Below are 13165 nucleotides of genomic sequence, written 5' to 3'. Positions count from 1 at the left end.
TTAGTTAAATATGAAAAAGACATTATTTTCTGCAGGGGTGGTGTTGTTGACGTTGTCAACGCTGTTCTCCTGCAAAAAAGGGTTTGAAAAAATGAATATTGACCCGATCAATATTTTAAATACTTCAGCCGATAAGTTACTGGCGCCGGCAATCTATAATACTCTTTGGCCGGGTATGTCGCGCAACCGGAGTTTTAATAATGAGCTGATGCAGGTTACGGTGAGTATCAGTGATGGTGATAACACGGTGTTCCGGTATGCCTTCCGGTCAAACCAGTCAGACTATCTCTGGAACGCCTGGTTTGTGCAGCTGACTAATTTCCGGGATATTGACAGCCTGGCAAGCCGGGGAGATATTATAAACACGTCTTACCAGGGCATTGCCCGCATTTGCGAAGCCTGGGCCTTTGCGAACTTAACGGATACATATGGAGATATTCCCTACTTTGATGCGCTAAAAGGAAAACAGGGAAATATGCAACCGGCCTTCGACCGGCAAAAAGATATTTATCTGGATTTATTTAAAAAGCTCGAAGAGGCCAATCAGTTGTTGGTAAACGATTCTATGCACATTGTGCAGTCGAGTGATCCGGTTTATGGGGGGAATATTTCAAAATGGAGAAAGTTTGGAAATTCTTTATACCTGCGGTTATTGCTCCGGATATCCGGAAAGGCCGACGTGGCGCAGCAATGCCAGGATAAAATAAAACAGATCGTTCAAAACCCGGCAGATTATCCGATCATGACCTCAAATGCCGATTGCGCCCGGATCCTCTGGACCGGAGGCACCAGCACTACAGACCCTTATACTTCTCCGTATGTAAACGGAATCCGGGCACAGGATTTTAGAAGCCCGGCCATCTGTAGTTTCTTCCTGGATCAGCTGGTTGCATGGAATGACCCGAGGTTTCAGGCAGGTAAGCCCTATGGGTATGGAAGCATCGGACGTTTGGGCATTTCACAAGCCAGCGGAGGCGGATGGTTTGGCGTGGAAAGCGGATATGCTCCCGGCCACGGAGATGCCAAGGGATGTTATTTCCAAAGTAATGATAATTCCAGCACCGGTGGCGTGATGTCGCTGCAGCAAAATGCCTTAACGGGGATCATTATGCAATACGCCGAAGTGCAGTTCATTCTTGCAGAAGCAGCGGCCAAAGGCTGGATTGGCGGTGATGCAAAAACGTATTTTTACCAGGGTATCGCTTCTGCCATTAACTACTGGGTGCCCGACTTTCCGGAGAGCATCACATCTACAAATTTTGCCACCCATATTGAAAATCTTGGCGCCGGTAGCGTTGTATGGAAGGATGATCTTCCGCTGGAAGCCGGCCCGGGAGAAAACAGTAAAATGGAACTGATCCATTTGCAGAAGTACTATGCATTATTTATGACCGATATGCAGCAGTGGTTTGAATACCGGCGCACAGGACATCCGGAGTTGCCCAAGGGCCCCGGTTTGCAAAACGGAGGTGTAATGCCGGCACGGCTGGTATATCCGGTTTATGTGCAGTCTGCCAACCCCACCAATTATAAAACGGCCGTGGCCGCACAGGGCCCGGATCAGATCAATACCAATGTATGGTGGCAGAAGCCGTAAGGAATCACTCAGAATAACTTTAAAAATAGAAAGCCCCATAGACGGAAGGAATACCAGGATATGCGGGAAAAAAATTATAAAGATGAAACAGATAGTCAATCTTTTTTTAGTGTTAGGTGTAGCAGCGGTGATCAACGGCTGTACCAAAAACACATACGAAAATTATCCGGGCGGAACGCCCTATGATGTGGTTGCCATCCTGGATGTGCGTCCGATTTACAAGGATCAGGACGTAACACTTACCAAGGAGATGCTGTTTGGTGGTACCCGGCTCGCAGCTGTGGTAATATCCGACCATACCGCCGGAAATATTCCGGAGGGCTTGTTGGTGGTGCAGGACAGTCGCCGGTTAAGTTTACTAAGAGGGATCTCTATTGATCTTGGCACAGAAGCCGCCAATTATCATCCGGGCGATTCGGTAATGATCGACATCGTTGGCAGTACCATAACCCGGAAAAACGGTATTTTAACCCTTACGGGAATTACCACGTCCAACATTACGCCCAAAGGCAAAGGGAAAGTGGCATTAAATGCCATAACTTCCGTTCAGCTGCAGGCAAAGCCGGGCGATTATGAAAGCTCGCTGTGCATTATTAACAAATCCGGCTTCAACCCGGCACCGCAGCCAGGGGATGTGATCAGCGGCGCTAAAAAAATTAACGATGGTTTTGGAGATGTTACGTTGTATACGAATCCAGATGTAAGTTATGCGAATAATGCGCCGTACGGACTGGGTGCTTATGTAGGGATCCCTTTTGGTACAACGGAAGGTGCCGTACAACTTAGAACGAGAGCGGGAGATGATATGATCGATATGGGTTCTTCCGCACAGGACCTGATCATCTCCGGGTTTATGGGCGATCCCAAAGGCGGAGATGGCGGCAATGAATACGTGCAGATGATCGCCACCAGGGATATTGATTTTTCTGTTACGCCGTACAGCATTGTTTTTTGTGCCAATGCCGGCACCGCTACTCCTGCGCTTGATGCCGGATGGGCCACCGGCGGGCAGCGCACCATCAAATGGAATATAACATCGGGTAAGGCACTCAAAGGACAATTCTTTTATTTCGGTTTCCAGAACAGGAAGATCAATGGCAATGCGGGCACCGTTTCTTTTCCCGCTGAAACGAACTGGTATCAAAAAACGTTTGCTACCAGCGGAACCAATGCCGGTGATGGAGGATTGGCACGGGCCAGTACATTTAGCAGCTCCGGCCCCTGGCCCAATAACGGAAACGCCTGTGGTGTGGCATTGTTTAAAGGAACCACGGTTACCGAAAAATCAGTTCCGGAAGATGTGCTATTTGTAGCCACGGGAGGAACCACCTCTCTTTATGATCCATCCAAGAACCCCATATTAGGCTACCGGATCTGTAATAACGACTGGTACTCGATGTATTCTGTGGGTATCGATCCGGATACGTACAAACCGATGGTGGTACCTTATTTGCATTATCGTTCTACCGGTAATACCACCAACATGCCCTACGCAGTAAATGCTGCCAACCCCACTGCACCGGCAGATGCAGGCTTATATAATATGATGGGCGGCGTATATAATATTACCCTGGGCCGTTGGACCACAGCCCGGAAGCAGACCGTGGTCGAACTATTTCAAAAAACGGAAGATGGTCATGAAGCGGCTACTATTGCGGATATAGAAAGCGGCCGTAGTGGGCCCAATGATTCGCTTATTACAAAAATTGTGGAATAGTAACTGCGGGGATTTATGCGTTGTTGAATACATCCCGAACGTTTTTTAATCACCTTTAAACATAAAAACATGAAAAAAGGAATCTTCTTCACAATCGGAGTATTTGCATTGCTGACCGGCTTCTTCAGCCTTTCAGCCTTCACAAAAGCAGAAAAATCAGTAGTGCCTGCAACCGCTATCGGCTGGCAGAAACAGACCATCCTAGAAAAAATCAATTACACAACGTTTTGGGAAAGCAGCTTTTTAAACAACTTAAAAAGCATCACCGCGGATACCGACTGCAGCGAAACCACCTGGACAAGTGGGCTTACAATGAATGTAATATATAACGCCGTAACCCAGTACAATAGTTTTAGTATGAATTTTAGCGGAACCGGTCCCTATGTACTCGAATATTCCATTTGGGCAAACGGGCCGAATTATGGTTATATGGGTTCCGGCACTATTCACAACTTTCAAAGGAATTATTATTATATGTTTCCGGTAAGCCTTCCGCCCGGCGACTATGCCATTGATTATATAATCAAAAATGAATGTGGAGAAGACCTCAGTGATCCGCAGGAGTTTTTATTCACAAACGAAAATGAAATAGAGTAAACCGTAAATGGAAATTGCAAAAACGATGAAATTAAGTTTAAAAAAAAGGATACAGGCCGGCTTTGTAGTGGCCTGTATCCTTGGTGGTATGAGCAGCCAGGCCCAAACCACCGCCTGGGACAGTACATACCGCCCCGGCAGTTATGCGTTAAAGGTAGATCAGTTTAAATCCTTTCCTAATTCCTCGAAAGATATTGTTTTCCTGGGCAATAGCATTACCGCGGGTGTTGACTGGACCGAGCTGTTGCAAAACCCGCTGGCCCGTAACCGTGGCATCAGCGGCGATATTACTTTTGGCGTGCTGGAGCGGCTGCATGAAGTAACCGAAGGGAAACCGCAGAAAGTATTTATCCTGATCGGCACAAACGACATTTCCCGGAATGTTCCGGACGCCGTGATCCTGGATAATTATAAACGCATCATCCGGCAGATCAAACAGGAAAGTCCTGCCACTAAAATTTACTTTCAAACGGTACTGCCGGTGAACAGCGATGTGCCACCAAAGAAGAACCATTACGGCAAGGATGAACATATTGCCGCCGTAAATGAAGGGCTGAAAAAGCTGGGAAAGGAAGAACGCATCACCATTATAGACCTGCACCCGCATTTTTTAAAGGACGGAAAACTGGATAAAACCCTTACCTACGACGGGCTGCATCTGAACATAAACGGGTACCGGTTGTGGGCAAAGATTTTAAACGAAGGAAAATACTTGTAAGATGAAATTAAAACTATTAAGCACCACATTATTGCTGACCGCAGTGGTAGCATGCAATGCGCAAAAGAAGATCGTGCTTCCGGCAAAGTACCAGCACTTCGACATGGAGGCGCACCGGGGCGGTAAAGGATTGATGCCGGAGAACACCATCCCTGCTATGCTGAACGCTATCGACATGGGCATTACCACGCTGGAAATGGACATGCAGGTAACCAAGGACGGGCAGATCGTAGTATCGCATGACGCCACTTTTAACTATGGATTTACTACTACCCCTGAAGGCGACACCCTGACACCTGAGACGGCAAAGAAGCGGATCCTGTATACAATGACCTATGACTCTATAAAGAAATATGATGTAGGGAAGAAGTTTTATGCAGCCGTTCCCCGGCAGAAAAAAATAGCAGCCGTAAAACCCCTGTTGAAAGACCTGCTGGCGGCAACAGAAGCCTATGCCAAAAAGAAAGGCGTAAAGATCCAGTATAATATCGAAATAAAATCCAATCCCAAGGGAGAAGGTGTTTATTGTCCGCCGGTAGCGGAATTTACAGACCTGGCTATGCAAACCATTTTGCCCTTTAATATCGGGAAGCGCATGATCATCCAGTGTTTTGACGAACGGGCATTAAAGATCATGCATGAAAAATACCCCCAGGTACAAACCTCGCTTTTGATCGGGGATAAGGAAAAGCGTAGCCTGGAAGCGCAGTTACAAAGCCTGGGTTATACACCGGAGTATTACAGTCCGCATTATTCCATTGTTACCCCCGAGCTGGTAAAGGAATGTCATCAGCGGAATATAAAGATCGTTCCCTGGACGGTGGATGATATTGCCACGATTAAAAAGCTGGCGGATATGGGTGCCGACGGGCTCATCACCGATTACCCGGATTTATTTTACCAGCTGAAATAACTTTTTAGGGTAGGGCAAGATCGTTGGGAAAGATCATGATTTGTTCGTCCGATAATCGGCAGAATATATTGTCCAAGGATCACAGCGCATTTTTTCGGCGGGCCGGATAAGAATGATTCGATTGCTGATAGCGGAACGCCGGTTCCTGCATATTCAAAACTTCGGAAACGACAATTTTTTAATCTATAAATTTCAGGCATGAAACTATTCCTTATCGCCGCAATGCTGCTGTTTACCCCGGCTTGTAATAAGACGAATACGAATTTGAATGATGGACCTGCAGCTGCTAAAAAATTATCCTCAGAAGTATCCGGTGCTGTAACGGCAGCCGCCACACCCAGGGAAGTGATTATCTGCGATCAGAAAAATGCCCGCATCATTATGGTAGATATTGCCAATAACAACCAGATCACCTGGGAGTGGAAGGCCTCCGGCTCATATGCCATGATACACAGTGCCGCACAGGCATGGTTTTCTAACCTGAGCGATGCCAAGCTGGTTTATAATGGTAGCTATATTTTAGCAACAGCATCCGGAGGCGGAGTGGCCCTCATCAGCGTATCCAGTAAAAAAGCCATCTGGTACGACTATGCAGGAGGCAATACCCATTCTGCAGAACTCCTGCCAAATGGAAATGTGGTAACCGCATCCACTACCGGGGGGTACCTGATGATCTTCACCGTAGATTCCTATATTAACGATCAATCCAGCCAGGTAAAAGCGGCAGATTTTGAAGATGTGCATAATGTGGTATGGGATCATGCCCGCCAGCAGCTGTATGCAGCGGGAAAAGATAAGTTAAAGGTGTTCACATACAATGGCAGTTGCTCGGCACCCAAGCTTACGCTGAAAGCCACCTATACGATGCCCCAGGGCAATGCACACGAACTGTTTCCGGTATACGGCAGTACAACGGATCTCTGGCTGACCAACTCCGGCAATATCTATAAGTTCAACGTAACCTCAGGCGCTTTTACATTAATAAAAGCGACCGGCAGCGTTAAATCTGTATCTTCCGGTCCTTCCGGATATCCAACCATTATTGCAAGAGCAACCGGTGCCGGTGGCGAAACATGGAGAACCGACCAGCTGCTGGATATTAACGGCAGTTTGGTATATAAAAATACCGCTATCGGGTTGTATAAAGCAAGGTGGAAGCTGGTAAACACATTTAGCTATCCCGCAGGGGACCATTTTCATGAGTGCACACATCCATAAAGCAGTTTCTTCGTTTGTTTGCCAGTATTGGATGATATAACAGAAAGATGTAAGACGAGCAAGGCGCAGCGGAGAAAAAGGACAGCATTCGAAAGGATCAACCCGGAGCGGCTCATTTTTTAAAAATTTATTTGCCCGCTCATAAACAGAATTTTTTATTTTCACTTTTTTATAAACAAGATTGTATATGCCAAAATATGTTCTATCTCTTGACCAGGGAACCACAAGCTCGAGGGCTATTATTTTTGATAAGGCCGGTAATATTGTTGCCGTAGCCCAAAAAGAATTTACACAGATCTTTCCCCAGCCCGGTTGGGTAGAGCACGACGCCAACGAGATCTGGTCTACACAACTGGGGGTAGCAACCGAAGCCATTGTAAAAGCCGGGCTCACCACACAGGATATTGCATGCATCGGCATCACCAACCAGCGGGAAACAACCGTGGTTTGGGACCGGCATACTTCACAGCCCATTCATAATGCCATCGTATGGCAGGACCGCCGGACCTCTGATTATTGCGATACCCTGAAAAAGGATGGATCGGCTGAAAAAATAAAGGAGAAAACAGGATTGGTAACAGATGCATATTTCTCTGCCACCAAAATAAAATGGATCCTGGAAAATGTAGACGGAGCCCGGGCCAGGGCGGAGAACGGGGATCTGTGTTTTGGAACCGTAGACTCCTGGTTATTGTGGAAGCTGACCAACGGGGAGGTGCATGCCACGGATGTGAGCAACGCTTCCCGTACCATGGCATTCAACATCCATACCCTGGATTGGGATGAAGAATTGCTGCAGCTATTCGGAATTCCGAAAAGCATGATGCCGGAAGTGCGTTCCAGCAGCGAAGTATACGGACACACGCAGCAACTCATCACTGCCGCAAGGATACCGGTAAGCGGTATTGCCGGTGATCAGCAATCGGCATTGTTCGGCCAGATGTGTACACAATCGGGGATGGTAAAAAATACGTATGGCACCGGTTGCTTTATGCTGATGCATACCGGTAATAAACCCGTGCCTTCGAAAAACAACCTGCTAACCACCATTGCCTGGAAAATCAATAACGAAGTAAGCTATGCGCTGGAAGGAAGTGTGTTTATTGCCGGGGCGGTAGTGCAATGGCTGCGTGATGGACTGAAGCTGATCCAGAAATCGGGCGATATTGAGGCCTTAACCGCAACGGAAGCCGATAATGGCGGGGTATACATGGTGCCGGCTTTTACCGGTTTGGGGGCTCCTTACTGGAATCAACATGCCAGGGGCATTATTACCGGGCTGACCCGGGGCAGTTCGGACGGGCATATTGCGCGGGCAGCAGTAGAAAGCATTGCCTACCAGACAATGGATGTGCTAAAAGCAATGGAGGCCGATTCCGGCCTGGAGATAAAGGAAGTGCGGGTTGACGGTGGCGCTACAGTGAACAATTACCTGATGCAGTTTCAGGCCAATTTGTTAAACACAATGGTCGTGCGTCCGAAGATCACTGAAACAACCGCCCTGGGTGCAGCCTACCTCAGCGGACTGGCAGTTGGCTTTTGGAAAGACCTGGATGAGGTGAAACAATACTGGCAGGTAGATCGGCAGTTTGAACCCTATATGAGCGATGATGTTCGGGATCAACTGAGCAAGGGATGGAAACGTGCCGTACGTGCCGCACAGGTTTGGGCGGAAGAAATTTAAACGATAAACAAGAACCGTCAAACGATAAACAAAACCATATGAATATTTTTACAAGTGAATTGATCGGCACATTCTTCCTTATTATTTTGGGGAACGGAGTCGTGGCCAATGTGGTATTAAATAAAACAAAAGGAAACAACAGCGGCTGGATCGTAATAACGTTTGGCTGGGCTATGGCTGTTTTTGTGGGGGTCTTTGTATCCGCAAAAGTAAGCGGTGCGCACCTGAACCCGGCAGTAACGGTGGCACTGGCCTGGCTTGGAAAAGTAGAACCCTCGGCTATTCCGGAGTATATCGGCGGACAGTTGGTGGGTGCCATGCTTGGCCAGCTGGGGGTTTGGGCGGCCTACCGGCAACACTATCAGCAAACAGAAGACACCGGTCTGAAACTGGCCACCTTCAGTACGGCTCCGGCCATCCGCAGTACGCCGCATAACCTGATCACGGAAATTATCGGAACGTTTATACTGGTGCTTTCGGTGTTATTTATCGTGGCACCTTCCAATAGCCTGGGCGCCCTGGATGCGTTACCCGTGGCATTCATTGTGCTGGCTATCGGCTTAAGTTTGGGCGGGCCTACCGGTTATGCCATTAACCCCGTGCGCGACCTGGGACCACGCATTATGCATGCGATTTTACCCCTTGGCAAAAAAGGCGGCAGCGACTGGAGCTACAGCTGGATCCCCGTAGTGGGACCATTGATCGGTGCCGTGCTGGCGGCCATTGTGTTTCAGCAGCTGGCATAAAGCCAGCAACCGGAGCGATTGCTCCCTAGCCGTTATGATGGTCGCCAATGCATTGCATCAGGCGTTCAATATCGGCTGCGGTATTATGAAAATGGATACTGACACGGATATGCCCGTTCCGTAGCGTGGTGATGATGTTATTTTTCAAAAGAAATTCGTGTAACCCGTTTTCCTCCCGGATCACCACGATCGAACTTCTGTTTTGCAGATCCCTGCCGCCGATAACAGGAACGGAGAGCTGTTGCAGCAAAGCGTCCGTCAGCATCCGGTTATGGGCTTCTATCTGCTCCATGCCCCGGCTGTTTTTTTCCTCAATGGCTTTATTCAGGATAGAAAAGCCAAACATGTTCGGGCTTCCGGGTTCGTAATTGGTAACGCTGGTATTTTGCCGGAAGGACAGATCCGCAAATTGAAATGCATTGCTGTGTGCACCGGAGATGCGGGGCGGATACTGTGCCGCAAACTCCGGGCTCATGTACAGGATCCCTGTACCAAAACCGGCATTCATCCATTTGTAGTTACTGGCAATAAGCACGTCCGGACGCAATTCCGGAATAGAGATCTGCACCGCTCCCAGACTTTGGGTAGCATCAACAATGGTACGGGCGCCAAGCTCCCTGCAACGGCTGCAAAGGGCTTGCAGGTCGATCCGGAAACCAGAATGCCATTGTACATGGCTGATGGCTACCACATCTATTTTTTCAGACCGTATAAGGGATTCGATCTTATTGAGATCGATCGAAAACCCGTCGTCGTCATCCAGCCAAACCACCTTAAAATGATTGATCACAAAGGGAATGAATACAGAAGGAAAGTCTTTCCGGTAAAGTAATACCGTTTCCTGTCCGCTAAGCGCCTGCACGACCGCGTTCAGCCCATAGGAAAAGTTGGGAATAAGCGCGATATTTTCCGGACGGGTAGCTATAAAACGGGCGATATGACTGCGGATCTCCGGGGCCTGTACATCGCGCCAGTGCTCACTTGCCGCTGAGGCGATGTGTTCAAAACCCTGGTATAAATGAAGTCCGGTTTGCAGTACGGTGTTTGCAATAAGCCCGCAGGCGGCCGTGTTCAGGTAAACCGGTGTTATATGTTCCGTCATGAAATGTTTTTGCTAAAAGTACAAATAAAGACGGGTACACAGAAGATGCCGTAATCGGATACCGGATGGACCCTGAAACAGGTTCAGGAAGGCATCGCAGCATGACAAGACAGTATAAAATAATTTTTGATAGAACTTCTTTTGCCGGGCGCGTTACTTTAAATAAGCAAACGTATTCACCGGCAGGTATTTGGGACTACGGCGGAAAAAATCGTTAAAAAAAGCCGTGTGCGTTGCTCCCATCAGGATAAAAACACGGTCATCTTTTGTAAGCGGCAGCTGGTTCAGATTGGAGAACATGACCAGGTTCCGGTGATAAAACTTAGCGGCCTGATCCGCTCCCTCCGCATGCCCCTCTGTAGAAACATACGTGAGCAGGTCTGCATTTACATTGATCAGGTAATCGAGGCTTTGCGGGTGATTGATTAGTTTCAACCGGTCTTTAACGCCCATTGTTTTTTCGTTCCGGGTCTTTGCAAATGCTTCCACCAGCTTATTGTATTGCGGTATGGTGATTGAATCCGTTTTTTGCCGGAGCGTCTTAAAAAGCATATAGTTATAGTTTTCGTGAAAATCGATCCCGTATATCCGGGTTGCCCCGCTCAGCCGGCCAACTTCATAAGCCAGGAGCTGGATCTCCGACAGGTTTTTAAATTCCATACCGGGCGTCTTTACATACGATTGATATTCCGTTAATAACTCCCGGTTTCGTTCCGGTACCCGCTCCACCACAATAACGGTAGGCTTAAACGCCGCCAGCAGCTTCGCAATAGCGTGCACCTCCTGCTGGTTCTTTTTGTTTGTTTTGTCAAAGGCTACTTTGGTAGCATCCGGAGTATATCCCATATGAAAGGTGCCGAAGTTTAATACTGGAATTGCGTCATCAAATTTATCCTTAAATACGGTGCGCTGCCCAAAGGTCACCATTGAAAGGAAGAAACTGCATAGCAGGTAAAGGGAATGGGTTGCCATAATCAACTATTTTTTCAAATTTGTAAAACGCCGTCGATGTAAGGAAAAAAACTCTGCAAACGCCCTTTTTTTGTCTGCAAACAGGTTGGTTATTTCGTCAATTCCCACGTACTTCACATAAAAAAATACGGGCATGCTCCGGAAAAAAACAGCAATAAGTATTCATCTGGTATTCTGGGTCTTGTTTATAGGGATCCGGTTTATCCGGATCGGGTATGCACCTGCAATCCGGCTGCAGTTTCCGGGCCTGAGGTTCTTTGATGTTTCCTACCTGGTCATCACTGCGCTTGTGTTTTATATCAATTACTTTTTTTTATTACCGTTCTTCAGCAAAAAGAACCCGGTTATCAAATACCTGCTGCCGGTGCTGATCAGTTATGTATTGTTTTTATGCATCCGCTATGGTTTTGAGCAGGTGATCAGCCCGGCTGTTTGGGGATACCGGAATTATTATGGCACGCCGCCGTTATGGTTTTATGCGTATGATAATTTATATTATGCCTTTCCCGCTGTTGTGATCAGTACCATTATGTGGGTGCTGATCCATAACATCCGCCTGATGGAAGAAAATGCACAAATGAAGGTACAGCAGGCGTCGGCAGAAATAAAGTTTTTGAAGGCCCAGGTAAATCCTCATTTTATCTTTAATACTTTAAACAATATTTACGCCCTGGTATTTAACCGGTCTCAGGCCGCACTGCCGGCTATAGAGGCTCTGGCGGGCATGATGCGTTTTACCACGTATGAAGCCGGTGCGGAAACCGTTTTCCTTACAGAAGAGGTGCAGTATATCGATAACCTGATTGCGTTGGAACAGCTCCGGCATGAAGCACCCTTGCATCTGCAGTTTAAAAAAAGCATCGCCAATGAGCAGCAGTTGATCCCGCCTTTTATGATTTCGCCCTTTATAGAAAATGCACTTAAGCATGGGATGGTGGAAGATGCGGCATCGCCGGTAACCATTGTGCTGGAAACAACGGCTTCCCGGCTAACGCTGGAAGTAACCAATAAGATCAGCACGCGGCATAAAGATGCGGTGGGAGGCGTGGGCCTGGAAAATATAAAGCGGCGTCTGAACTTTTATTATCCCAACCGGCACCGGCTGCAATGCGCTACAACCGGGCAGATCTATAATGTGTATTTGCAAATAAATTTTTGACCCAGATAAAAATGATCCGCTGTGTGATACTGGATGATGAACCGCTTGCGGTAACCCTGCTCAAAAACTATATTGAGCAAACAGAAGGGCTGGGTGTAATAGCCTGTGGAACAAGGTTGCAGCCCGTGCTTCCCTATCTGGAGGAGGGGCTTGCCGACCTGGTATTTATAGACATCCGGATGCCGGAGAAAACAGGTATGGAACTGATGGCCCAGTTTAACCGGCAAAATTGTTTCGTAATCACCTCTGCGTATCCGCAATATGCTGTAGACAGTTACCAGTATCAGGTGATCGACTATTTATTAAAACCCATAAGTTATGACCGGTTTGTAAAAAGTGTTGTGAAGTTCCGCCAATGGAAGGCCCTGGTGCAACCCGTGCCGGTGCTCTATATTAAAGAGAGCGGTGTGCAGCATCCCATCCGGGAGGACGAAATAGTATATATTGAGGGACTGCGGGATTATATCCGTATTTACACGGTCCGGCGGAGTTTTATGGTACTGACCAATTTGAAGGAGATCCTGTTGCGCCTCACACCGGAGCGGTTTGTACGGGTACACCGTTCTTATATTGTGAATATAGACCGGCTGGAAAAAATACAACCGGGCACGCTGGTTATTGGTCAGAAGGAGATCCCTGTAGGAGACACCTACCGGAAAGCATTTCAGCTGCGGATCCGGCGCACCGGCGAAACATAAAAAAACACGCCTATCGGGCGTGTTTCAAGAATATATAACATCAC

At 47.6% G+C, this 13165-nt stretch carries 12 protein-coding genes; 10 read left to right on the top strand and 2 right to left on the bottom strand.

What is annotated here, in order from left to right; translation table 11 throughout:
• Positions 1–10: 10 nt before the first annotated feature.
• From LQ567_RS15925 to LQ567_RS15890, 8 genes are all read left to right on the top strand, one after another.
• On the top strand, positions 11–1597 hold the full coding sequence (locus tag LQ567_RS15925; protein ID WP_231005774.1) for a SusD/RagB family nutrient-binding outer membrane lipoprotein: 1587 nt from the start codon (positions 11–13) through the stop codon (positions 1595–1597).
• An 82-nt stretch (positions 1598–1679) separates the two neighbouring features.
• Positions 1680–3314: a DUF5689 domain-containing protein gene (locus tag LQ567_RS15920; RefSeq protein ID WP_231005772.1), complete on the top strand. Its 1635-nt coding sequence runs from the start codon at positions 1680–1682 to the stop codon at positions 3312–3314.
• A 69-nt stretch (positions 3315–3383) separates the two neighbouring features.
• Positions 3384–3911 (top strand): hypothetical protein, encoded by a 528-nt coding sequence (locus tag LQ567_RS15915; protein WP_231005770.1) that lies wholly within the window; start codon positions 3384–3386, stop codon positions 3909–3911.
• Positions 3912–3936: 25 nt separating this feature from the next.
• The gene (locus LQ567_RS15910; RefSeq protein ID WP_231005762.1) at positions 3937–4629 is read left to right on the top strand and encodes a GDSL-type esterase/lipase family protein; all 693 of its coding nucleotides are present in this window, start codon (positions 3937–3939) and stop codon (positions 4627–4629) included.
• Position 4630: 1 nt separating this feature from the next.
• The gene (locus LQ567_RS15905; RefSeq protein WP_231005760.1) at positions 4631–5542 is read left to right on the top strand and encodes a glycerophosphodiester phosphodiesterase family protein; all 912 of its coding nucleotides are present in this window, start codon (positions 4631–4633) and stop codon (positions 5540–5542) included.
• 198 nt (positions 5543–5740) lie between these two features.
• Complete coding sequence (locus LQ567_RS15900) at positions 5741–6760, top strand: DUF6528 family protein (protein WP_231005751.1); 1020 nt, start codon at positions 5741–5743, stop codon at positions 6758–6760.
• Positions 6761–6947: 187 nt separating this feature from the next.
• Positions 6948–8444, top strand: a complete 1497-nt coding sequence (gene glpK, locus LQ567_RS15895) for a glycerol kinase GlpK (protein ID WP_231005749.1) — start codon at positions 6948–6950, stop codon at positions 8442–8444.
• A 38-nt stretch (positions 8445–8482) separates the two neighbouring features.
• Positions 8483–9190 carry an MIP/aquaporin family protein gene (locus LQ567_RS15890; RefSeq protein ID WP_231005747.1) on the top strand — a complete coding sequence of 236 codons (708 nt, stop codon included), beginning with the start codon at positions 8483–8485 and terminating at the stop codon, positions 9188–9190.
• Positions 9191–9215: 25 nt separating this feature from the next.
• Here LQ567_RS15890 and LQ567_RS15885 read toward each other — a convergent pair whose 3' ends face one another.
• Both LQ567_RS15885 and LQ567_RS15880 read right to left on the bottom strand, forming a co-directional pair.
• Entirely contained in the window at positions 9216–10292 is a 1077-nt protein-coding gene (locus LQ567_RS15885; RefSeq protein ID WP_231005745.1) for an aminotransferase class V-fold PLP-dependent enzyme, read from the bottom strand.
• 153 nt (positions 10293–10445) lie between these two features.
• Positions 10446–11264 (bottom strand): DUF5694 domain-containing protein, encoded by an 819-nt coding sequence (locus tag LQ567_RS15880; protein WP_231005743.1) that lies wholly within the window; start codon positions 11262–11264, stop codon positions 10446–10448.
• Positions 11265–11397: 133 nt separating this feature from the next.
• Between LQ567_RS15880 and LQ567_RS15875 the strand changes: the two genes are divergently transcribed.
• Complete coding sequence (locus LQ567_RS15875) at positions 11398–12423, top strand: sensor histidine kinase (RefSeq protein ID WP_231005733.1); 1026 nt, start codon at positions 11398–11400, stop codon at positions 12421–12423.
• An 11-nt stretch (positions 12424–12434) separates the two neighbouring features.
• Positions 12435–13121: a LytR/AlgR family response regulator transcription factor gene (locus LQ567_RS15870; RefSeq protein WP_231005731.1), complete on the top strand. Its 687-nt coding sequence runs from the start codon at positions 12435–12437 to the stop codon at positions 13119–13121.
• Positions 13122–13165 lie beyond the last annotated feature (44 nt).

Source organism: Niabella pedocola (assembly GCF_021044425.1).
Lineage (GTDB): Bacteria > Bacteroidota > Bacteroidia > Chitinophagales > Chitinophagaceae > Niabella > Niabella pedocola.
Note: the sequence above shows the minus strand (reverse complement) of the source record. Positions and strands in the feature narration are given on the sequence as shown.